Source organism: Croceibacter atlanticus HTCC2559 (assembly GCF_000196315.1).
Classification (GTDB): domain Bacteria; phylum Bacteroidota; class Bacteroidia; order Flavobacteriales; family Flavobacteriaceae; genus Croceibacter; species Croceibacter atlanticus.
This window is the reverse complement of record NC_014230.1, coordinates 1,691,466-1,714,088: the sequence shown is the minus strand read 5'-3', so window position 1 is coordinate 1,714,088 and position 22,623 is coordinate 1,691,466. Positions and strand designations below refer to the sequence as shown.

21 protein-coding genes are annotated in these 22,623 nt (G+C 33.7%); 13 read left to right on the top strand and 8 right to left on the bottom strand.

The features are described 5' to 3' along the window. The first annotated feature begins 327 nt into the window (after positions 1–327). The 7 genes from CA2559_RS07690 to rlmN all read left to right on the top strand — a co-directional run bounded on the left by CA2559_RS07690 (position 328) and on the right by rlmN (position 6,463). Positions 328–1,041 (top strand): hypothetical protein, encoded by a 714-nt coding sequence (locus tag CA2559_RS07690; protein WP_041241155.1) that lies wholly within the window; start codon positions 328–330, stop codon positions 1,039–1,041. Continuing rightward, positions 1,041–2,297 carry a kynureninase gene (gene kynU / locus CA2559_RS07685; RefSeq protein WP_013187297.1) on the top strand — a complete coding sequence of 419 codons (1,257 nt, stop codon included), beginning with the start codon at positions 1,041–1,043 and terminating at the stop codon, positions 2,295–2,297. Before CA2559_RS07690 ends, kynU begins: the two co-directional genes overlap by 1 nt. A 2-nt stretch (positions 2,298–2,299) precedes the next feature. Continuing rightward, positions 2,300–2,626 (top strand): nucleotide pyrophosphohydrolase, encoded by a 327-nt coding sequence (locus tag CA2559_RS07680; RefSeq protein ID WP_013187296.1) that lies wholly within the window; start codon positions 2,300–2,302, stop codon positions 2,624–2,626. Continuing rightward, positions 2,626–2,877, top strand: coding sequence for a hypothetical protein (locus CA2559_RS07675; RefSeq protein ID WP_013187295.1), 252 nt, complete (start codon positions 2,626–2,628; stop codon positions 2,875–2,877). Before CA2559_RS07680 ends, CA2559_RS07675 begins: the two co-directional genes overlap by 1 nt. After that, on the top strand, positions 2,874–4,106 hold the full coding sequence (locus CA2559_RS07670) for a 3-phosphoshikimate 1-carboxyvinyltransferase (RefSeq protein WP_013187294.1): 1,233 nt from the start codon (positions 2,874–2,876) through the stop codon (positions 4,104–4,106). Before CA2559_RS07675 ends, CA2559_RS07670 begins: the two co-directional genes overlap by 4 nt. 157 nt (positions 4,107–4,263) lie before the next feature. Next, positions 4,264–5,313 carry a tRNA preQ1(34) S-adenosylmethionine ribosyltransferase-isomerase QueA gene (gene queA / locus CA2559_RS07665; protein ID WP_041241154.1) on the top strand — a complete coding sequence of 350 codons (1,050 nt, stop codon included), beginning with the start codon at positions 4,264–4,266 and terminating at the stop codon, positions 5,311–5,313. Positions 5,314–5,422: 109 nt separating this feature from the next. Continuing rightward, positions 5,423–6,463, top strand: a complete 1,041-nt coding sequence (gene rlmN / locus CA2559_RS07660) for a 23S rRNA (adenine(2503)-C(2))-methyltransferase RlmN (protein ID WP_013187292.1) — start codon at positions 5,423–5,425, stop codon at positions 6,461–6,463. On the opposite strand, the gene CA2559_RS07655 is transcribed toward rlmN, so the two are convergent. Beyond that, on the bottom strand, positions 6,464–7,228 hold the full coding sequence (locus tag CA2559_RS07655; RefSeq protein ID WP_013187291.1) for an ABC transporter ATP-binding protein: 765 nt from the start codon (positions 7,226–7,228) through the stop codon (positions 6,464–6,466). It lies immediately after the preceding gene. Next, positions 7,228–7,965: an MlaE family ABC transporter permease gene (locus CA2559_RS07650; protein WP_041240955.1), complete on the bottom strand. Its 738-nt coding sequence runs from the start codon at positions 7,963–7,965 to the stop codon at positions 7,228–7,230. Before CA2559_RS07650 ends, CA2559_RS07655 begins: the two co-directional genes overlap by 1 nt. 114 nt (positions 7,966–8,079) lie before the next feature. Between CA2559_RS07650 and pafA the strand changes: the two genes are divergently transcribed. Then, positions 8,080–9,750 carry an alkaline phosphatase PafA gene (pafA, locus tag CA2559_RS07645; protein WP_013187289.1) on the top strand — a complete coding sequence of 557 codons (1,671 nt, stop codon included), beginning with the start codon at positions 8,080–8,082 and terminating at the stop codon, positions 9,748–9,750. On the opposite strand, the gene CA2559_RS07640 is transcribed toward pafA, so the two are convergent. From CA2559_RS07640 to gcvP, 4 genes are all read right to left on the bottom strand, one after another. Then, positions 9,742–10,599, bottom strand: coding sequence for a glycosyltransferase family 2 protein (locus tag CA2559_RS07640; RefSeq protein ID WP_013187288.1), 858 nt, complete (start codon positions 10,597–10,599; stop codon positions 9,742–9,744). The two genes, pafA and CA2559_RS07640, sit on opposite strands and share 9 nt — an antisense overlap. Before the next feature lie 51 nt (positions 10,600–10,650). Then, positions 10,651–11,172: a class I SAM-dependent methyltransferase gene (locus CA2559_RS07635; RefSeq protein ID WP_013187287.1), complete on the bottom strand. Its 522-nt coding sequence runs from the start codon at positions 11,170–11,172 to the stop codon at positions 10,651–10,653. Between the two features lie 13 nt (positions 11,173–11,185). Beyond that, a complete protein-coding gene (locus CA2559_RS07630) occupies positions 11,186–12,247 on the bottom strand; it encodes a 3-oxoacyl-ACP synthase III family protein (protein WP_013187286.1) in 1,062 nt (353 codons plus the stop codon). 168 nt (positions 12,248–12,415) lie between these two features. Further along, positions 12,416–15,262: an aminomethyl-transferring glycine dehydrogenase gene (gene gcvP, locus CA2559_RS07625; RefSeq protein WP_013187285.1), complete on the bottom strand. Its 2,847-nt coding sequence runs from the start codon at positions 15,260–15,262 to the stop codon at positions 12,416–12,418. A 144-nt stretch (positions 15,263–15,406) separates the two neighbouring features. On the opposite strand from gcvP, the gene CA2559_RS07620 reads away from it, so the two are divergent. Further along, positions 15,407–16,222, top strand: a complete 816-nt coding sequence (locus CA2559_RS07620) for a UbiA prenyltransferase family protein (protein ID WP_041240954.1) — start codon at positions 15,407–15,409, stop codon at positions 16,220–16,222. On the opposite strand, the gene CA2559_RS07615 is transcribed toward CA2559_RS07620, so the two are convergent. Together CA2559_RS07615 and CA2559_RS07610 are read right to left on the bottom strand one after the other, a co-directional pair. Next, entirely contained in the window at positions 16,214–16,468 is a 255-nt protein-coding gene (locus CA2559_RS07615; protein WP_013187283.1) for a hypothetical protein, read from the bottom strand. The genes CA2559_RS07620 and CA2559_RS07615 overlap by 9 nt on opposite strands. Before the next feature lie 6 nt (positions 16,469–16,474). Next, positions 16,475–17,026, bottom strand: coding sequence for a sigma-70 family RNA polymerase sigma factor (locus tag CA2559_RS07610; protein WP_013187282.1), 552 nt, complete (start codon positions 17,024–17,026; stop codon positions 16,475–16,477). Positions 17,027–17,110: 84 nt separating this feature from the next. Between CA2559_RS07610 and CA2559_RS07605 the strand changes: the two genes are divergently transcribed. From CA2559_RS07605 to CA2559_RS07590, 4 genes are all read left to right on the top strand, one after another. Next, positions 17,111–18,343 (top strand): glycosyltransferase, encoded by a 1,233-nt coding sequence (locus CA2559_RS07605; RefSeq protein WP_013187281.1) that lies wholly within the window; start codon positions 17,111–17,113, stop codon positions 18,341–18,343. 106 nt (positions 18,344–18,449) lie between these two features. Then, complete coding sequence (locus CA2559_RS07600) at positions 18,450–18,950, top strand: DUF6702 family protein (protein WP_013187280.1); 501 nt, start codon at positions 18,450–18,452, stop codon at positions 18,948–18,950. 59 nt (positions 18,951–19,009) lie between these two features. Further along, on the top strand, positions 19,010–21,322 hold the full coding sequence (locus tag CA2559_RS07595) for a M1 family metallopeptidase (RefSeq protein WP_013187279.1): 2,313 nt from the start codon (positions 19,010–19,012) through the stop codon (positions 21,320–21,322). Positions 21,323–21,394: 72 nt separating this feature from the next. Beyond that, entirely contained in the window at positions 21,395–22,609 is a 1,215-nt protein-coding gene (locus CA2559_RS07590; RefSeq protein ID WP_013187278.1) for a porin family protein, read from the top strand. The last annotated feature ends 14 nt before the right edge of the window (positions 22,610–22,623 follow it).

Genomic DNA, 22,623 nt, shown 5'->3' with positions numbered 1-22,623 from the left:
AAAACTAAGACTATGAAAAATCGAATTTCAATTCTCCGGCTGGTTGATTTATTTAAAAGACCAATAAAAAAAGTAAACTCGTTTACAATTTCTAACAGCAATTGTGATCAATTTTCTCAACATGATTTTTACTGTGAGGCAGAGCGTCCTTATATAATAAAATCCTAAAACACTATATCTATTATGTTTATAAACGTAATTACAATAGTTTAAAACGGCATACTTTTTAAGTTGCCGTTTTTTTTTGCGCTCAAACAAATACCAAAATATAAGGGTTCTAAAACAGACTTTAGATTTTGTACTTTTACACAAACTTTAAAAATTAAAATGAAACACACATTACTTATAATAATTGCAACTGTAACTTTAATTGGTTGCAAAAATAAAGAAGAGCTAAAAGCTACTAAGGCAGATGCATTAGCAACAGAAAACACAGAAGAAGCTATTAACAAAGAGAATTTAACAACTGCAGAAGCTATAGCCTACGCAAGTGGTTTAGAACATTGGGATAAAGTTTCAGAATTAAAATTTACTTTTAATGTAGATCGTGGTGGTAATATTTTTTCTAGATCTTGGCAATGGAATCCTAAGACAGATGATGTTACTATGATGACAGCTGAAGATACTGTAGCGTATAACCGTTCCTCCTTAGATAGCATTTCAACAAAAGCAGACCAAGCATTTATTAATGATAAATATTGGTTACACGCTCCATATAATTTAGTTTGGGATGAAGGCACAACCATTACCGAAAAGAAAAATGAAATTGCACCTATGTCTAAAGACACGTTAAACATGGTAACCATTACCTATAATGATAGTTTAGGTTACACGCCAGGAGATGCTTATGACATTTATTATGATTCAGAATTTATGCCACGTGAATGGGTATATAGAAAAGGTAATGCAGAAGAAGCTAGTATGGTAACAAGTTGGGAAGACTACAAAACGTTTGAAGGCTTAAAATTCGCAGAAATGCACAAAGACCCTTCAGGAGATTTTAAACTTTTCTTTTCAGACATATCGGTTAAAACAGAATAATGGAAAATAGTTTAGCATACGCAAGAGCTCAAGACCAAGCAGACCCATTAAAAGATTTCAGAACAAAATTTCATCTTCCAGAACAGGAAGATGGCAAAACACTACTCTATTTCTGTGGAAACAGCTTAGGACTACAGCCTAAAAAAGTATCTGAATTTATAGATTTAGAGCTCAAAGATTGGGCAAATTTAGGTGTTGAAGGTCATACAGACGCCAAACATCCTTGGATGCCATATCACGAGTTTTTATCAAAGCCAATGGCCAAAATCGTTGGCGCCAAGCCAAGCGAAGTTGTCGTTATGAATACGCTTACGGCAAACCTTCATTTAATGATGGTGTCTTTTTATAAACCAAACAAAACAAAATTTAAAATTGTTATTGAAAGTGATGCTTTTCCTAGTGATAAGTACGCTGTCGAAAGTCAATTAAAATTTCATGGTATAGATCCAGATGAAGGCTTAATACTTTGGTCTCCAAGAGAAGGCGAAGAACTTTGCCGTTTTGAAGATTTAGAAAACATTATGAATGAGCAAGGAGATAGTATTGCTCTCCTTATGATTGGAAGCACCAATTATTATACAGGTCAATCTTTTCCGTTAAAGAAAATTACACAATTAGGTCATAGTCATAATTGTATGGTAGGTTTTGATTTGGCTCACGGCGCAGGAAATATTCAACCTAATTTACACGATACAGGAGCAGATTTTGCAGTTTGGTGTACGTATAAATACCTTAATTCTGGACCTGGTAGTTTAGCAGGTTGCTTTGTACACGAACGCCATGCAACTAATAATTCTTTAAATAGATTTGCAGGTTGGTGGGGACATAATAAAGACACCCGTTTTAATATGCGTAAAGGATTTGATCCTATTCCAGGAGCCGAAGGTTGGCAATTAAGCAATCCTCCAATCTTATCTATGGCAGCTATAAGAGCATCATTATCTGTATTTGAAGAAGCAGGTTTTGACACTATTAGAGAAAAATCTGTAAAAATCACTAATTACCTAGAGTTTTTATTAAAAGAGATAGACACTGAAAGAATTAGAATTATAACACCTACAAACCCTGAAGAACGTGGATGTCAATTATCTATACAGGTAAAGCATGCAGACAAATCTCTTCATACCAAACTTACAGAATCTGGTGTTATTAGTGACTGGAGAGAACCAGATGTAATTAGAGTAGCTCCTGCTCCACTTTATAATTCTTACGAAGATGTGTTTTTATTAGTAGAGAAACTTAAAGCCTTACTATAATTATGAATATTGAAAATGCTCAAAAAGCTGTTGACGACTGGATAAAAGCTCATGGTGTTCGTTATTTTAACGAGCTTACAAATATGGCACAGCTTACCGAAGAAGTTGGTGAGGTTGCACGTATTATTGCAAGACGTTATGGAGAGCAAAGTGAAAAAGAAAGCGATAAAGGTAAAGATCTTGGCGAAGAACTGGCAGATGTAATGTTTGTTGTACTTTGTCTTGCCAACCAAACTGGTGTAAACCTAGAGGAAAGTTTTAATAAGAAATTAGATATTAAAACTAAGAGAGATCACGACCGCCATCATAACAATGAAAAATTAAAATAGTGTCTACATTTAAAAAAATTATAACCTTAAAATCTTATTGGAAATCTGTATTAGGATTATCTGTAGCATTTATAGTGGTTTACAATCTTATTATGGCAGCTTTTGATGGGTTTAGCTTTACGGCTTTAATTACAAAAGCTACAGAAGAACCCTTAAGGTTTCTTATAGCAAATGTCTTGTCTGGTTTACTATATGGGATGATAATAGCTTATTTTCAATTCAGTAAAAAATTAAAAGAACAGCAAAGATGAATTTAAAATTATCATCTTCTGGACTTAAAAATGCATCAATAGCAGTAACAGGTTCTAAAAGTGAATCTAACAGACTGCTCATTTTACAAGCCTTATACCCTAACCTTACTATTACCAACGTATCTAATAGTGATGATACAAAAGTGCTTCAAAAAGCATTACAACAAAATCAAGGTATAGTAGATATACACCATGCAGGAACAGCTATGCGCTTTTTAACTGCTTACTACGCACTAAAAGCAAACACAGATGTTACACTTACTGGTAGTAAACGTATGAAGGAAAGACCAATGTCTATCCTTGTTGATGCTTTAAAAAAACTTGGTGCTCAAATAACTTACAAAACCAATGATGGTTTCCCGCCATTATTAATAAAGGGAATAACACCAGAAAAAACCTCAGTATCCTTAAATGCTAATGTAAGTAGCCAATATATTTCTGCGCTTATGTTAGTTGCAGCATCATTAAATAGCGGTTTAGACATTCAATTAAAAGGTAGAGTTACTTCTGTGCCATATATTAATATGACATTAAGCTTACTTAATAGAGTTGGAATACGCGGCACCTTTAAAAATAACAGCATTACAATACCACCTTGCCAATCAATCGCAGACCAAATTGTTGTTGTAGAGTCAGACTGGTCTTCGGCTTCATATTACTATAGTTTGGTAGCTCTATCAAAAAATGCTGAAATTTCATTAACGAGTTACAGGCAAGAAAGTCTACAAGGAGATTCTGCTTTAAAAGAAATTTACACAGCTTTTGGAGTTGAAACATTGTTTTCAGACAACACATTACTATTAAAGAAAACCTCTCATAAACTTCAAAAGCATGTAGAGTTTGACCTTAGCAACACGCCAGATATAGCACAAACCATTGCTGTTACTTGCTTAGGCCTAGGAATATCTTGTAAACTTACGGGTTTACATACTTTAAAAATTAAAGAGACAGACCGGCTAACAGCTCTTAAAACAGAGCTTTATAAATTGGGAGGCATTACAATAATTACTAATGATACTTTGGAGCTTAAAGCCACACCATCGGTTAACAGGAATGCAGAAATAGACACCTACAACGATCACAGAATGGCCATGGCATTTGCGCCATTAGCCCTAAAAACAGACCTTACAATAAATGATGCTGGTGTAGTCTCTAAATCCTATCCAACGTTTTGGGAAGACATGAATAGTGTAGGCATTACAACTTTTAATGCAGAAAAAGGGCATTAAAAAAATCTATTTCAATATTTTATGTCAATTTACTTGACAAGGCCTATGCCGAGGTTGTATATTTGCACCTTCAAAAAATGAGCCTGAGAAATAGAAGGTTAACTCTTATTCAAAAGCTCTTTTAATTTTAACACAAAGAAAATTACGTTATATGGGAATGAAACTTTCAAACTTTGGCTTTGACTTACCAGAAAACCTATTGGCAGACCGTCCAGCAGAAAATCGCGACGAGGCTCGTTTAATGGTTTTAAACCGTAAGGAACAAACCATTGAGCACAAACAGTTTAAAGATCTTATTGATTATTTTGAACCAGATGATGTTTTAGTATTAAACAACACAAAGGTTTTTCCTGCACGTTTGTACGGAAATAAAGAAAAAACTGGTGCGCGTATTGAGGTTTTCCTATTAAGAGAACTTAATCCAGAAACTCGTTTATGGGATGTACTTGTAGATCCTGCAAGAAAAATTAGAATAGGTAACAAGCTTTATTTTGGGGATGATGAAAGCCTAGTTGCAGAAGTTATAGACAATACAACCTCTAGAGGACGTACTTTACGTTTCCTTTATGACGGATCTTACGAAGAGTTTCGTAAAAAATTAAAAGATTTAGGTGAGACTCCACTTCCTAAATATATTAAGCGTGAAGTTGAGCCAGATGATGCTGAGCGTTACCAAACTATCTTTGCTAAAGAAGAAGGTGCTGTTGCAGCGCCAACTGCAGGTCTTCACTTCTCTAAGCACCTATTAAAGCGCTTAGAAATTAAAGGAATTAATTTTGCAGAAGTAACACTACACGTTGGTCTTGGTACATTTAACCCAGTAGAGGTAGAAGATTTATCTAAACACAAAATGGATAGCGAAGAGGCATATATTGCAAAACCAGCTACAGAAGTAGTTAATAAAGCAATTTCTGAAAAACGTCGTATTTGTGCAGTAGGAACTACTGTTATGAGAACGTTAGAGAGTGCTGTGTCTTCTAGTGGTACATTAAATGAGTTTGGTGGATGGACAAATAAGTTCATTTTCCCTCCATACGATTTTAGCATCGCTAACTGTATGGTTACAAACTTTCACACGCCTAAGTCTACATTATTAATGATGACAGCTGCGTTTGCAGGACATGAATTTACACAAAGAGCTTATGCAGAAGCTGTAAAGGAGAAATACAATTTCTACACTTACGGAGATGCAATGCTTATCATATAATTAACTATTTGGTTAGTTTATTTAAAAGCCTTGCAATAGCAAGGCTTTTTCAATTTCAAGAAAGTAAAACTTTTACTTACAACAACTTTAGATTCTTTAAATTTGCATTGTGAAAAATAGCAAGAAAGACATACGCGCATTAAGTAAAGAGCAACTAAGAGATTTTTTTGTTTCTGAAGGTGATAAAGCATTTAGAGGCAATCAAGTTTATGAATGGCTTTGGAACAAAGGTGCCCATACCTTTGAGGAAATGACAAATATCTCTAAAGAAACTAGAGATATGCTTGAAGCAAATTTTGTTATAAACCATATTCTAGTTGATCAAATGCAACGCAGTAGTGATGGCACTATAAAAAATGCAGTAAAACTACATGATGGATTAACGGTTGAGTCTGTTCTTATTCCTACGGCTAGCAGAACCACAGCTTGCGTGTCTTCTCAAGTTGGTTGTAGTTTAGACTGTAAGTTTTGTGCTACATCTAGGCTAAAACGTATGCGTAACCTAAATCCAGATGAAATATATGATCAAGTTGTTGCCATAGATAGAGAAAGTAGACTGTATCACGACAGACCTTTATCTAATATTGTATTTATGGGTATGGGAGAACCACTTATGAATTATAATAACGTTCTTAAATCTATAGAAAAAATAACTTCTGAAGATGGTTTAGGAATGTCTCCACGTCGTATTACAGTTTCCACATCTGGTGTTCCTAAAATCATAAAGAAAATGGCAGATGAAGAGGTGAAGTTTAACCTTGCGGTATCTTTACACTCTGCAATAGATGAAGTGAGGACTAAGATTATGCCTTTTAACGAGCATTTCCCATTAAAAGACTTAAGAGAATCTTTAGAATACTGGTATGCAAAAACTGGCAAACAGATCACTTATGAATACGTAGTATGGAAAGATATTAATGATAGAACTGAAGACATTGATGCATTAGTGAAATTTTGCAAATATGTACCAAGTAAGGTTAACTTAATCGAGTACAACCCTATTGATGATGGTGAATTTCAGCAAGCACCAGATGCAGCAATTAATGCTTATGTAAATGCTTTAGAAAGAAACAATATTACTGTAACTGTAAGACGTTCTAGAGGGAAAGATATTGATGCTGCCTGTGGTCAATTAGCAAATAAAAGTTAATTACAACCCTTTTAGCTGTGCTTCTCTTACTTTTTTAAACAAGTCTGAAGAGTATACAAAATCTGTAACATCATCGTTTTCTGTTTTAAAGATTTCATCTTTATTACCTTGCCACACTAAGTTTCCTTTTTTTAGAAAAACGATATTTTCTCCAATTTCCAGAACAGAATTCATGTCGTGTGTATTAATTACTGTTGTAATATCATACTCACGAGTTATTTCTTGAATAAGGTTATCAATTACAATTGCAGTTTTAGGATCTAAGCCTGAGTTAGGCTCATCACAAAACAAATATTTTGGGTTGTTTACAATTGCTCTTGCAATAGCCACACGTTTTTGCATACCACCACTAATTTCTGATGGATATTTATTTTCTGCACCATCTAAATTAACCCTTTCTAATACCTTATCTACTTTTTCATAACGTACATTGCGCTTTTCCTTGGTAAACATACGTAATGGAAAGTCTACATTTTCTCTCACCGTCATACTATCAAACAGCGCACTACCCTGAAAAACCATTCCAATTTTCTTTCTAAGCTCTCGTTGCTTTTCATCAGAAAATTCAGAATAGGCTTGCCCATCGTAAATAATATTACCTTTTGTAGGTTTAAATAAGCCTAATAGACATTTTAAAAACACCGTCTTACCAGATCCAGATTGGCCAATTATTAAATTGGTTTTTCCTTTCTCAAATTTGGTATTGAGACCTTTTAAAATTTCTTCTTCACCAAAACTTTTATGTAGATTTTTAACTTCAATCATTAGCTTAAAAGTACTTGGGTTAATACATAGTTTGTAATTATAATAACTACAGAAGTCCACACGAATGATTGCGTACTTGCTTGTCCTACTTCTAATGCTCCACCTTTCATATAGTAACCGTGATATGCTGGAACTGTTGCTAAAATAAATGCAAACAAGAAAGTTTTAAGAAAGGCATATACAAGGTGAAACGAAATAAAGTCGTCTTGCAAGCCAGATAAAAACTCACTAGACCCTAAGAATCCTCCATAAACACCAGCCATATATGCTCCTAAAATCCCTATAAACATTGCTATACCTATAAGGAAGGGATAAATCATCATTGCAACAATCTTGGGTAATACTAAATAGTTGAGGGAATTTATTCCCATAACCTCTAAAGCATCTATTTGCTCGGTAACACGCATAGTACCAATACTTGACGTTATGTATGAACCTACTTTACCTGCCATAATAACAGATATAAATGTAGGTGCAAACTCAAGGATTATAGATTGTCGTGCTGCAAACCCAATAAGTTCTTTTGGTATTAATGGATTGTTTAAATTTAAAGCCGTCTGTATAGACACTACTGCACCAATAAAAAATGATATAAACGTAACAATACCTAAGGAGCTCATGATTAAATCATCTATCTCTTTAAGTATAAGTCCTCTTAATACAGATTGTTTGGTCATACGCCCAAACACACCTTTAATCATTAAGAAATATTCTCCTATAGAATGTAAATACAGCAATCGTGTAGATTTTTATGTAAATCTAAAGTATCAATTTTTCTTACCAAAGTATTTAACGAAGAATTAAAACCAATGCTCTTTTAATATGTTATTTTTGAACTCAAAATTAAAATCATGCGCCAAGTCTTAATTCTCATAATTTCGTTTTTAGTTTTAGCCTGCACAGCTCCCAAATCAACTAGCGAAACGACAGAAAACAATGAAATTAAAAACACACAAATATCTGCATCTCCAAAATTAGTAGTTGGTATTGTTGTAGACCAAATGCGCTATGATTACCTCACGAGATTTAGTGACAGATATGGAGATGGTGGTTTTAAACGCCTTATTACTGAAGGCTACAATTTTAAAAACAATCATTTTAATTACGTACCTACTTACACTGGTCCTGGTCACGCATCTGTTTATACAGGTACAACACCACAAAACCACGGTATTATTTCAAACAATTGGTATGATAAGTTTGAAAGTACAGAAGTTTACTGTGTACAAGATGATTCTCAAACCACTGTAGGTTCTACAACAACTGCAGGACAAATGTCTCCACATAGGTTACAAACCACAACTTGGGCAGACCAGAATAAACTGCATACCCAAATGCGCGGTAAAACTATAGGTATTTCTCTAAAAGATAGAGGTGCAATTTTACCTGCAGGTCATACAGCAGATGGTGCGTATTGGTTTGAAGGAGGTAACACTGGCCGATGGATTACAAGTTCATACTACATGAGTGCATTACCAAACTGGGTAGAGCAGTTTAACAGCTCTGGAAAAGTAGATAGCTATTTTAAAGTTTGGAACACTCTTTATGACATATCAAGCTATACCGCAAGTGGCAAAGACCTAAACACTTTTGAAGGTAGCCTTGGAAACAATAAAACAACTAGCTTCCCTTACACTATTAACAAAGAAACAGATAGTTACAGCATTCTTAAAGCTATACCGTACGGAAATTCTTTAACCACAGATTTTGCAATTGCTGCATTAGATGGTGAGCAACTAGGAAAAGATACTACTACAGATGTTCTTACAGTAAGTTATTCAAGCACAGATTATGTAGGACATAATTTTGGAGTAAATTCTGTAGAAGTAGAAGACACGTATTTAAGGTTAGATAAAGATATTGAGCGTTTACTAAATACTTTAGATAGTAAAGTTGGAAAAGGAAATTACACGGTCTTTTTAACTTCAGACCATGGTGCTGTACACGTACCTGCATACCTTTCTTCTGTAAAGATTCCATCCGGCTATTTTAATAGCAGAGAATTTTCTGAAACTTTAAAAAAGTATTTGGCAAGTGAATATGCAATTACAGATCTTATTAAAGACATATCTAACTATCAAATCTTCTTTAATTATGAGGCTTTAATTTCTAATAATATTTCTACAGAAGCACTTCAAAAGCAGATCAAGCAATTTTTATTACAGCAAGAACATATTAATAAAGTCTTTACAAGACAACAATTAGAAAGCACAGATTACACAGAAGGCATTGCTCATCTTATACAACAAGGATATCATCAAAAACGAAGTGGCGATGTGGTTTTTGTATTAGAACCATCTTACATAACATATCCCGAAACAGGTTCAACTCACGGAAGTGGTTTACAGTACGATACTCATGTTCCTCTAATTTTTTACGGAAAGGGCATTAACAGAGGCGAAAGTTATAAGAGAACAGAAATTATAGATATAGCACCAACAATATCAGCTTTTTTAGGGATCTCCTTTCCTAACGGAAACTCAGGTGATGTTTTAGGAGAAGTTATAAAGCAATCAAAATAATTTCTGTTTTATACCTTGCCATCTGTATGCTCTAATAAACTTACCTTCTGCTTGCGTAACTAACTTAGGTAGTTTTTTATTTTTAGCATTAAAATAGCCTTTTAGGTATTCAACGAAAACTGAAAGTTTAGATCTTTTAATAGCTATTTTTAAAGATGCTATACACGTAATTACAAAGCCGTAGTCCATTTTATACATGGCTTCACCTTGCTTTTCGTAACCTTTATTTGAGTATGTAGCACCTGTTGGTTTAAGGTGTTTTACTTTTAAGGAAGTATCTGTTATTGTTTTCCAATTATGATATTTTGCTAATAGTACATCTACAGTATCCCAACCTATTGATGTTTTTAAACCACCAATATCTTTAAAGCAATTTTTTCTATAAGCCTTAATCGGGCCTCTTATATGATTTTTATCTGCAATAGCTTCATATACCCAACTATCGACTTCTTTAACGTATAGGTTTCCGCTAGCCATACCAATACGAGTATCTGAAATAAATAAATTATTTAGAGTTTCAAGATATGTTGAAGGAAAAATTAAGTCTGCATCAAATTTACAGATTATGTCTGCATCATTTGGCACCAACTTTAAACCTACATTAAAGGCAGAAATAACCTTACTTCCTGGTAAATGTTCTGCTGAAGATTTTCGAGAAACAACAGTTATAAATGAATAATCTTTAGAAAATGTTTCAGCTATAGACAACGTTTGGTCTGTAGAGTTATCATTTACAATAACTAATTGCTTTGGCTTATGAGTTTGTGAAACTAAAGAAGAAAGAGTTTCTCCTAAAAACTGTGCTTCATTATGAGCTGGTATTACAATATGAAAGTTTAATTCTTGCACAGCACAAATGTAATTATATAAGTGGCTTTAACTTGTTAATAGAAGTACCTACTATTCACGCTCTGCATAAACAATATAGTAACGCGGTGTAAAAAGTCTCAACAACGGTCTTAACCCAATTTTTTTTACAGGGTTTGTCCATTTGTGGCGTTCTTTAATAGTCCAACCTGCTTTTTCTAAAAGCCAATCAAACTGCCAGTCTTCAAATTCATGATAATGCCTATCCCAAGTGTCTGTTTTACTTCTATATGCTGGGGAAAACCATAATCTTAATGGAATACTAGCAACCAATTTATCTGCATTTATATCTTTAATTACATTAAATGGAGATACCAAATGTTCAAATATTTCAAAAGCAGTAACCACGTTTACAGCATCTGTTTTAACAGCTGATGTATCTATATCTAAATCTTCACCAGTAGTATTTGCAACAGCATAGCCTTCTTCAATTAAAATTTTTGAAAAAGGATTTGAGACACCCAAATCTAAAATCTTATCATCTTTAGAGATAACTTTTGATAAAAATTGAAGTGTTTCTTTATATCGTTTTGAGGGAAAGTTTCCTTCGTACATAAGTACGTGATTTTTAGAATTTGTAAACTATGGCATTTATATTCATTCCTGCGCCAACGCTTGCAAATATAACGACATCTCCTTCATTTATTTGATGACCTTCAACTTTATCGTTTAAAATCATATCTAATAATGTAGGTACGGTTGCTACAGAGCTATTTCCTAATTTATGTATTGTCATTGGCATTACATCTTTAGGCATCTCTTGGTTGTATAGCTTATAAAAACGCTCGACAATAGCCTCATCCATCTTTTCGTTAGCTTGATGAATAAGGATTTTTTTTATGTCTTGTATGTTATAACCACTTTCATCCAAACATGCTTTCATTGCATCTGGAACATGGGTTAAAGCAAAATTGTAAATCTTGCGCCCATACATTTTTATATATTGTGTTTTTGAAGGTGACTCAGAATCATACGTACCTCCAAAAAATAAGTATTTAACCTCATCATAAGTAAAAGAAGCAGACTTATGAGCTATTATACCTTTATCATCTTCTTCTGAAGCCTCTACAATACAAGCACCAGCACCATCGCTATAAATCATACTATCCCTATCATGAGGATCTACCACTCTAGACAATGTTTCTGCTCCAATAACCAAACACTTTTTAGCCATTGAAGATTTTATAAATGCATGAGCTTGTATAATACTTTCTATCCAACCAGGACATCCAAACATCATGTCATAAGCTACGCAGTATGGGTTTTCAATTTTTAAAAGATGTTTAACTCTAGATGCTAAACTAGGTACAGTATCACTTTGTATAGTACCGTGTTTAATATCTCCATAATTATGAGCTACTATAATATAATCTAAAGTTTCAGCATCTATTCCTGATGCTTTTATAGCTTGTTTTGCAGCTTCATAAGCAATTTGAGAGGTTACCTTATTTTCTTCAACATAACGGCGTTCTTCAATACCTGTAATTGCAACAAATTTATCTATTACAATTTTACTATCGCCTACAATTTCTGAACCGTCTGAATTATGGAACTTATGATCTAGAAAATCATTATTTGTCTGTATAACTTTAGGGATATAACAGCCTGTACCGGTAATCTTAGTATGCATTAAGGGTCTTTTTTTGATAAAAGTATATAATAAAAAGAAAAAGCGCATATAAATGCGCTTTTTACATAATGATTTACAGAATAATCAAATAGATTACTAAAAAATAGATAATCTTTAATTTAATACCCTTAAAATGAGAATTTAGAAATCATTAAAGGGTATAAATTGTTACTCCATATAACTTTCAATAGGCTCACAAGTACAAATTAAGTTTCTATCTCCATAAGCATCATCTACACGACGTACTGTTGGCCAAAATTTATTATCTGAAATGTACTCTAATGGAAATGCTGCTTGTTGTCTTGTATAAGGCATTTCCCAAACATCTGCTGTAAGCATTTGCAATGTGTGTGGTGCATTTTTAAGTAGGTTTTGCTCATCATCTTTGCTAGATGCATCTATTTCATTTTTAATAGAAATCATAGCATCACAAAAACGATCAAGCTCTTCTTTACTTTCGCTTTCCGTAGGTTCAATCATCATAGTTCCAGCAACTGGAAATGAGACAGTTGGTGCGTGAAATCCGTAATCCATTAAACGCTTTGCAATATCTACAACTTCAATACCATTAGCTTTAAAAGGACGGCAGTCTATAATCATCTCGTGAGCTGCTCTACCGCGTTCTCCAGAATAGAGAGTTTCGTAATGTCCTTTTAAACGTTGCTTTATATAGTTTGCATTTAAAATAGCATGCTCTGTAGCACTTCTTAAGCCCTTAGGACCTAACATTGTAATGTAGGCATAACTAATTAAGCAAGCTAATGAAGAACCAAAAGGTGCTGCAGAAATTGCTGTTATAGCTTGTTCTCCACCTGATTTTATAACAGGATTACCTGGTAAAAAAGGAGCTAACTGTGAAGCAACACAAATAGGACCTACGCCAGGACCACCACCACCATGAGGTATGGCAAAGGTTTTATGTAAATTAAGGTGGCATACATCTGCTCCAATATTTCCAGGACTTGTTAATCCTACTTGAGCATTCATATTTGCACCATCCATATACACTTGACCACCATTATTATGAATGATTGATGTAATCTCCTTAATGGCAGATTCATAAACACCATGCGTAGAAGGATATGTTACCATTAAAGCTGCAAGGTTATCCTTATGTTTCTCTGCTTTTTCTCTTAAATCCTCAACATCTATATTCCCTTTATCATTGGCTTTAGTAACAACTACTTTCATACCAGCCATTACTGCACTTGCAGGATTAGTACCGTGTGCAGATGAAGGAATTAAACAAATATTTCTGGTTGAGTCACCACGAGATTCGTGATATGCTCTAATTACCATTAACCCTGCAAACTCACCTTGTGCACCAGAGTTTGGTTGTAAAGACGTAGCAGCAAAACCAGTAATTTCTGTTAATTGATCTTCTAATTTCTTTAAAACTTCTTGATAACCTTCTGCCTGATTTATAGGTACAAATGGATGAATATTACCCCATTGTGGGTAACTTAAAGGTAGCATTTCTGCTGCTGCATTAAGTTTCATCGTACAAGATCCTAATGCAATCATAGAGTGATTAAGAGATAAATCTTTGCGTTCTAACTTCTTAATATAACGCATTAACTCTGTTTCAGAATGATAGCTGTTAAACACATCATTTTCTAAAAATGGTGTATCTCGTTTTACAGTATTAGATAAAGATGTATTATCTAATAAAGCTTCAACCTTAACAACATCTTTAGCATTAACCTCTGCAAATATTCTTATGATGCAGTTTAAATCATCTAAATTGGTAGCTTCATTTAAAGAGATTGATACTGTTTCTGCATCTGGATAATAAAAATTAACGCCATGTGCTTCTGCATTATTTTTAACTTTAGATGCATCTGCCTTTACTTGAATGGTATCAAAGTAAGACGAGTTGGTTTGGTAATAACCTAATTTCTCTAAACTATCTACCAATGTAGCAGTTTTATTAGAAACATCATCTGCAATAAATTGTAATCCCTTAGGACCATGATAAACAGCATACATTCCTGCCATAACAGCTAAAAGCACTTGAGCTGTACAAATATTAGATGTTGCTTTATCGCGTTTTATATGTTGTTCTCTGGTTTGTAATGCCATACGTAATGCACGACCACCATCTGTATCTTTAGTTACACCTATAATTCTTCCAGGAATGTTTCTCTTATACGCTTCTTTTGTTGCAAAATAAGCAGCGTGTGGTCCTCCATAACCTAAAGGTATACCAAAGCGTTGTGTTGTACCTACAACTACATCTACCCCAAACTCACCTGGAGCACGTAAATTTACTAGGCTTAAAATATCTGCAGCAACAGCAACTTTAATATCTGCACTTTTGGCTTGTTCAACAAAGCCTGCATAATCATAAACTTGACCAGATTTTCCTGGATATTGTAGCAATGCTCCAAAGAAATCTTTTGAGAAATTGAACTCTTCGTGGTTTCCTATAACTAACTCAATATCTAAAGGAATAGCTCTTGTTTTAAGCAAAGAAATAGTTTGTGGCAATACCTCTTCTGAAACAAAGAATTTAGATACATTGTTTTTCTTTTGCTCTCGTTCTCTAACTGCAAAAAGTAAACCCATTGCTTCTGCAGCAGCTGTAGACTCGTCTAACAAAGATGCATTAGCTAGCTCCATACCTGTTAGGTCTGTAACCATAGTTTGGAAGTTAAGCAATGCCTCTAACCTACCTTGAGCAATTTCTGCTTGGTAAGGTGTGTAAGCAGTATACCAACCCGGATTTTCTAAAACATTTCTCTGTATTACAGCTGGCGTGATACTTTGGTGGTATCCTAAGCCAATGTAAGTGCTAAACACCTTATTCTTAGCAGCAAGATTTGTAATATGGTGTAAATATTCAGACTCGCTCATAGCGACATCTAAGTCTAATTCAGACTTAAGTCTTATACCGTCTGGAATAGTTTCATAGATAAGTTCATCTAAAGATGAAGCGCCTACCTTGTCTAACATATCCTTAAGATCGCTTTCACGAGGACCAATATGGCGAAGTGCAAATGATTTGGTGTTCATAGGTCTATAAAATTTGAGTGCAAAATTACGAATATTTAATAGTAATAATGAAGGATTAACGCTTGTTGAAGCCTTAAGTTTTTAACCATTTTAAAAGGTTATAAACACTTTCCTTAATTTTGATTCCTTTACCTTTAGTTTGAAATGAAATCTATATTCAATTTTTATATAAACAGTAGCATTCATGTTGCTCTTGCAGTATGCTCTTTGTGCGCTCTAACCTTTTTGAATTTAGATGAAGTACTGCAATTCAATTTTTTAGGTTTTGCATTCTTTGCAACTGTTACCGGATATAATTTTGTGAAATATGCTGGAATTGCAAAATTGCACCATATGAGCTTGACAGAATCGTTAAGAACAATTCAAATTTTCTCACTTGTAAGTTTTGTTATACTAATGTACTTCACTTTTATTATGCCTAGAGAAGTATTATTAGGTATTGGCTGTTTAGGAATGTTAACTTTATTATATGCACTACCTGTTTTTCCTAAAGCAAATAGCTTAAGAACTATTAGAGGTCTTAAAATTTTCATTATTGCAATAGTTTGGGCTGGTTTTGCTGGTATTTTGCCAAGCTTATATTTAGACAGTACAATTACACATTTAGCTATAATACAAACTTTACAATATGCCATATTTGTATTAGCAATAATATTACCATTTGAAATTCGGGATGTTAAATATGATGCTTCACAACTAGGCACGATACCACAACGTATAGGTATAAAAAAAACTAAAGTATTAGGGCTAGCATTATTAGCACTTATTATTCTGGCTGAATTCTTTAAGAGTAAACTAGAGATAGCTAATCTTATAACACTACTAATAATTTGTTTATTAGCCGCACTATTTATAGTAGGAAGTAAGAAAGAACAGCATAAGTATTATGCTTCGTTTTGGGTAGAAAGCTTACCAATAATATGGTTTGGTTTAGCTTGGGTTACAACATTTTTATTTTGAGAGTTCTTGTTGTATTAAACGCTCTATTTCATTTTTATCTGCATCATTAAACGTTTGTATATTAGACTCTTTCATAATTTTAGTCAGCCTACTATTTTTTGAGGAATACTTTCTGCAAGTTCTGCAATACATAAGGTGTAAAATTAACCGCATTTTCTCCCAAACTGAAGCCTCCTTATATTGATTCTTATCGCAGATGTGAGTTGCTTTTCCGCAGTTAACAAACATTTTTTTAATACTAATCATAATTTTTTAATACCAGTTTTTTTCTAAACATTCTGCCATAGCTGTTCGAGCTCTGTGAATGATAACCCACAAGTTAGACGGCGTTATATTATATTCATTACAAATGACTTCCGTCTCATAATTCTTAATGGTCTTCTTTTTAAAAATTTCTGCGTGGCGTTCATTTAAGCTTCCTAGACATTTATGTATAGCTAAACCTAGTTCGGTATTTTCAAGATCGTCTTCAGCTGTCGTATCAAAAGGATCTGCTACACGCTCTTCTAACCAATCTCCTTCTTGGTCTGCATCCTTATAATTAATATGTACTTCTGCCTTCCCTTTTTTAGAGTTAGTTTTCCTGTAATAATCTATAATTTTTCGCTTAAGAATAGCTATAAGCCAAGTACGCTCACTAGCTTCGCCCTTAAAATTTTTCATAGCCTTTAAAGCTGCCAAGAATGTTTCAGAAATTAAATCTTTAGCCACAGCGCTATCATTAACACGTACAATAGTGTAATTATAGAGATAGTCTGAATATTTTGAGACCCATTTGTTAGGATCTATTTGTGGGGTTGGCATACCATTATGTCTTTAAGGACGCATAAAATTAACAAACAAATTGTAATATTCTATTATCGGTTACTAATTGTTTTTCTTTGTAGTATGAAACACCTACTTGTCATAGGCAAAACTTGGCCCGAACCTCAGAGCACTGGCGCAGGCTGGAGAATGATTCAGCTCCTTAAGCTCTTTAAATCATTTAATTATGAAATTACCTTTGGTAGTGCATCTGCAAAGACAGAGTTTAGCGAAGATTTAAGTGAGATGAACATCACTGAGACTCAACTAAAGATGAATGATTCTTCTTTTAATGAGTTTTTAAAACAACTTGATCCCAATATTGTATTGTTTGATAGGTTTATGGTTGAAGAACAGTTTGGCTGGCGTGTTTCAGAAACCTGTCCCAATGCTATTAAAATTTTAGATACAGAAGATCTGCATTGTTTAAGAGCAGGACGACAACAAGCCTTCTCTGAGCAACGAAGATTTAAAAAACAAGATCTACTTAACCAAACTGCAAAAAGAGAAATTGCAAGTATTTTACGCTGTGACCTTAGTATTATGATTTCAGAGGTTGAAATTAATATACTTAAACAAGTGTTTCAGATAGATGAATCTATCCTACATTATATTCCATTTTTACTTGATCCAGTTTCAGAAGAAGAAAAGGAAACACTACCAACTTTTGAAGACCGAGAAGGTTTTGTGATGTTAGGTAATTTACTACATCCTCCAAATTTTGAATCTGTAAAATTTGTAAAGAAGCACGTCTGGCCTATAATTAAGAAAGAGATGCCAGAAGCCCAAATACATATATATGGTGCATATACTTCTCAAAAGGTTCAACAGTTTCACAATAAAAAAGAAGGCTTCTTAATTATGGGACGTGCAGAAAGCGCTTCAGACGTATTAAAAAATGCTCGTGTCCTTTTATCTCCTTTATTATATGGTGCTGGTTTAAAAACAAAATTTATAAATGCCATGCAAAATGGTACGCCTAACATAACCACTATTGTAGGCGCAGAAGGCATAGGCGGATTGTTACCATTTGCAGGCGAGATTGCAAATGATCCAAAAGTAATTGCCAAAGAAGCTGTTAAACATTACAACTCAAGAAACCAGTGGAGGACTGCACAGAAAAACGGATTTAAAATTATTGAAGAACGTTTCTCTAAGTCCAGCTTCGAAGGTGTATTTCAAAAAAAACTTAATTATCTGGAAACAAATTTAACAGAACATCGCAATCAAAATTTTTTAGGTCAAGTTTTACAACACCATCAATCTCAAAGTACGAAGTATATGAGCAAGTGGATAGAAGAGAAAAACAAAAGTTGATTATAGCGTAACAATTTTAAGTTGGCTACGTCTATTAGTATAGACGATCAAAATAAAACTGCTTTCAGATTAAACCTTTGTCGTTTTTTACAGTCAAACACTAATTATGAAAAAGATAATTTTCCTTTTACTCTTTTGCCTGCCATCTTTAGCATTTAATAATGCCCACAAGTTTTATGTAAGTACTACAGATATAGAGTTTATAGAGGAAGACCAAACTGTACAGATAATCTCCAGAGTATTTATTGACGATTTAGAAAACCTTCTAAAAACAAGATATAGCGAGACTATTAAACTCGGAAAGAACTCAGAAACGAGAAATGCAGATAAGTTTATTGAACGCTACTTTACAGACAAACTTCAGATTACGATTAATGGGGAGAAAATTTTATTCGAATATCTAGGTAATACCTATGATGACGATTTAGTAAAATGTTTCTTTAAAGCTGTAGGTGTAAAAACTCTAAATACTATTGAAGTTAAAAATGAAGTCCTTCTAGATGTTTTTGAAGAGCAACAAAATGTTGTACACATAACTAGAAATAAAACTATAAAGAGCTTATTACTAATGAAAGACCGCGAAAGCGATGTGTTAAACTTTCGTTAAGAAATACTCAGAGATTGATAAATCCTTAATTTTAACAACCTTAAATTAAACTATATATAATGCGAACTATCAAAACTACTTTTTTTGCCTTGTTTTTGGTATTTTCTGCGGGACTCTTTGCCCAAGAAGAGCAACCTCAAGAAGAACCTACAAAACCGCACACAAACAACAATGCGTTCAGACAACTTTACCAAGAGTTTTCTACACCTAACCAATACCGCACAGGTTCTGGAGCGCCAGGTGAAGCATATTACCAAAATACTGCCGATTACAAAATGGACATCACTTTAGATGACCGTACTCAAAAGATATTTGGTGAAGAAGAAATTACATACACAAACAACTCTCCAGACGCTTTAGAATACCTTTGGGTTCAACTAGATCAAAATGTTAGAGCTAAAGATTCTAAGTCTCCATTAATTAATGGTTCTGGTATTGGTGCTGTTTCACAAACTGGTGGTTTTGTATCTCAATATATGACAGAAGGTTTTGATGGTGGTTTTAATATAGAAAAGGTAACTAGAAATGGTTCTCCTTTAAATTATACCATTAACCAAACTATGATGAGAATAGATATGGGACAGCCATTAGAAGCTGGAGATAGCTATACCTTTAGCATTAAGTGGAACTACAACATTCCAGACCATACTATTAACAGAGCAAGATCTGGTTACGAGCATTTCCCTAAGGATGGAAACAATGCTTACGTTATTGCACAGTTTTTCCCAAGAATGGCTGTTTACAATGATGTAGAAGGATGGCAAAACTACCAATTCTGGGGAAGTGGTGAATTTGCTCTTCCTTTTGGAGATTATGAAGTAAACATTACTGTACCTGCAGATCATATTCTTGATGCAACAGGAACATTACAAAACAGAAAAGAAGTCTTCTCTAAAGAGATGATGAAACGTTACGAAAAGGCAAGAACATCTTATGACAAGCCTGTTATTATAGTAACACAAGAAGAAGCAGAAGAAGCAGAAAAAGGCTTTTCTGAAAAAACTAAAACTTGGAAATTTAAAGCTGAAAACGTAAGAGATTACGGTTTTGCAACATCTCGTAAATTTATCTGGGATATGCAAGCAGTTAAATTGGGAGAGCGTACTGTAATGGCAGTATCTATGTATCCTAAAGAAGGTAACCCACTTTGGGAAGAGTTTTCTACTAAAGCAGTAGCATCTACATTAAAATCTTATAGCGCTCACACGTTTGATTATCCTTACCCGAAAGCAATTTCTGTTCACGCTAAAAATCAAGGTATGGAGTATCCTATGATTTGCTGGAATTATGGAAGACCAAATGAAGACGGTACTTACAATGACCGTGTAAAATACGGTATGATTTCAGTAATTATACACGAAGTAGGACACAACTTCTTCCCAATGATTGTTAACAGTGATGAAAGACAATGGGGTTGGATGGACGAAGGTCTAGATACATTCATGCAATATGTAGCAGAACAAGAATTTGGTGAAGAATTTCCAGATGCAATTGCTCCAAACCAAAAGTACCCTTCACGCCGTGGAGAGCCTAGCAAGATTGTAAATTACATGAAAGGTAATCAAGACTTTATTGCACCAATAATGTCTAACCCAGAAAATGTTTACCAACTTGGTAACAACGCTTATGGTAAGCCTGCAACAGCACTTAACATTTTACGTGAGACAGTAATGGGAAGAGAATTATTTGACCATGCGTTTAAAACATACTCTAAGCGTTGGATGTTTAAGCACCCAACACCAGAAGATTTCTTCCGCACTATGGAAGATGCATCAGCAGTTGATTTAGACTGGTACTGGAGAGGATGGTTCTACTCTACTGAAAATGTAGATCTAGGAGTTAAGGAAGTAAAATCTTACTTTGTTACAGATAAACCAACCAAAAAAGGTAAGGAATTATTAGCTCGTTATGGTGTTCAGGATCCAAGTACAATAGATGCTATTTATGTTGTTGAAGAAGGTGATGAAGAGTATGACGCCTCTATGAAGAGTAAGTCTCTTTTTGAAAATGCTCCTACGCTTAAAGAATTCATGATGGACAACTTTTCTGAAGAAGAGCGTAACGCTATAAAACAACCTAAGTATTTATACAACATCGTATTTGAAAAGCCAGGTGGAATCCCTATGCCTTTAATTGTTGAGTATACTTACGAAGATGGTTCAAAAGAGAAAGTAACATATCCTGCACAAGTTTGGAGAAAGAATGATAAAGAAGTAAGCAAAGCTGTAGCTAGTGATAAGGAGATTACAAACATTGTTGTAGATCCAGATTTAGAAACTGCAGATGTTGATACATCTAACAATTCTTGGCCAAGAGCTGAAAAAGAAGGCGAGTTCGAAAAATTCGAGCAAGGCCAAAAAGGTGATAAATAACATTTATTATTTACAATAATATATATAGCCGCCATACTCCTATGGCGGCTTTTTTACTTTTAAATATATACTATGCACAAAAAAATACTTATATACTTCATATTACTAATTGGATATAATAGCTATAGCCAATCTGATTTTGAAAAGGGCTATATTATTAACAACTCTGATAATAAAACACCATGTTTAATTAGGGTTTCAGATTGGTTTAGCTCTCCTATTAATTTTGAATACAAACTAACTGAAGAAAGTAAACCAATAAAAATTACTACTAAATCTATAAAAGAGTTTTCAAGTTTAGATAATTTTAAATATGAGAGACAAACTGTAGATATAGATAGATCTAGCAACCAGATTAAGAAATTAAATTATGATAATACTCCAAAATTTATTGAAGAAACTCTTTTCTTAGAGGTTTTAGTTGAAGGGAAAGCAACTCTATATAAATATGAAGAGGGAAACCTTATACGTTATTTTTTCAAAACTGAAAACCAACCAATTGAGCAGCTTATTTACAAGAGGTACAAATCAACTATAAATTCTTCAATCAAAGAAAATAATCAATTTAAGCAACAACTTTACACTTCCCTAAGCACCTCTAATCGTTCAGTATCAAGTTTTGAAAACATAGACTACACACAAAGAGATTTTTTTAAAATTTTTGAAGAATTTAATAATGAATCTGGTAGCGATTATACTTCTTATAACACATCTGATAAGCGGTTATATTTTAATGTTACTGTAAAACCAGGAATTAACTTTTCTTCATTTGAATTTGAAAATAGTATAGGAAATTCTAGAAGTGTAAATTTTGATAATAAAACATCATTTAGATTGGGTGCTGAAATTGAACTGTATACAACGAAAGCCAAAACGTGGAGTATATTTTTTGAACCAACTTACCAATCCTATAACGCAGAAAAAGATTTTGTAATTTTTGTAAATCCTCAAGTACAAACTGAGTCTCGCGCAATTGTTGACTATAAGTCTGTTGAATTGCCATTAGGTATAAAATATCATATTCCTTTATCTTCAAATACAACAACTTTCTTGAGTGCTGCATTTATTTCTGACATTGCAATTAATTCTACTATACAATTTGATCAAGGCACTAGTGATAAGGATATTGAATCTGGAACTAATTTTATGCTTGGAGCTGGATTAAAATTTAAAGATTATTCTATTGAAGCCAAATATTATACGAGTAGAAGTCTTACAAAAGGTGATGATGATTTCTCATCAGACTACAACACATTTGCTATAGTCTTAGGGTATTCAATACTATAATTATATAAAATTTT

Coding starts and splice junctions, on each gene's coding strand:
- gcvP (WP_013187285.1), bottom strand. CDS start 15,262: ATGAACACCAAATCATTTGCACTTCGCCATATTGGTCCTCGTGAAAGC.
- CA2559_RS07590 (WP_013187278.1), top strand. CDS start 21,395: ATGCACAAAAAAATACTTATATACTTCATATTACTAATTGGATATAAT.
- CA2559_RS07595 (WP_013187279.1), top strand. CDS start 19,010: ATGCGAACTATCAAAACTACTTTTTTTGCCTTGTTTTTGGTATTTTCT.
- pafA (WP_013187289.1), top strand. CDS start 8,080: ATGCGCCAAGTCTTAATTCTCATAATTTCGTTTTTAGTTTTAGCCTGC.
- CA2559_RS07670 (WP_013187294.1), top strand. CDS start 2,874: ATGAATTTAAAATTATCATCTTCTGGACTTAAAAATGCATCAATAGCA.
- CA2559_RS07690 (WP_041241155.1), top strand. CDS start 328: ATGAAACACACATTACTTATAATAATTGCAACTGTAACTTTAATTGGT.
- CA2559_RS07610 (WP_013187282.1), bottom strand. CDS start 17,026: ATGCCAACCCCACAAATAGATCCTAACAAATGGGTCTCAAAATATTCA.
- CA2559_RS07635 (WP_013187287.1), bottom strand. CDS start 11,172: ATGTACGAAGGAAACTTTCCCTCAAAACGATATAAAGAAACACTTCAA.
- kynU (WP_013187297.1), top strand. CDS start 1,041: ATGGAAAATAGTTTAGCATACGCAAGAGCTCAAGACCAAGCAGACCCA.
- CA2559_RS07615 (WP_013187283.1), bottom strand. CDS start 16,468: ATGATTAGTATTAAAAAAATGTTTGTTAACTGCGGAAAAGCAACTCAC.
- CA2559_RS07655 (WP_013187291.1), bottom strand. CDS start 7,228: ATGATTGAAGTTAAAAATCTACATAAAAGTTTTGGTGAAGAAGAAATT.
- CA2559_RS07600 (WP_013187280.1), top strand. CDS start 18,450: ATGAAAAAGATAATTTTCCTTTTACTCTTTTGCCTGCCATCTTTAGCA.
- CA2559_RS07620 (WP_041240954.1), top strand. CDS start 15,407: ATGAAATCTATATTCAATTTTTATATAAACAGTAGCATTCATGTTGCT.
- CA2559_RS07605 (WP_013187281.1), top strand. CDS start 17,111: ATGAAACACCTACTTGTCATAGGCAAAACTTGGCCCGAACCTCAGAGC.
- queA (WP_041241154.1), top strand. CDS start 4,264: ATGAAACTTTCAAACTTTGGCTTTGACTTACCAGAAAACCTATTGGCA.
- CA2559_RS07630 (WP_013187286.1), bottom strand. CDS start 12,247: ATGCATACTAAGATTACCGGTACAGGCTGTTATATCCCTAAAGTTATA.
- CA2559_RS07680 (WP_013187296.1), top strand. CDS start 2,300: ATGAATATTGAAAATGCTCAAAAAGCTGTTGACGACTGGATAAAAGCT.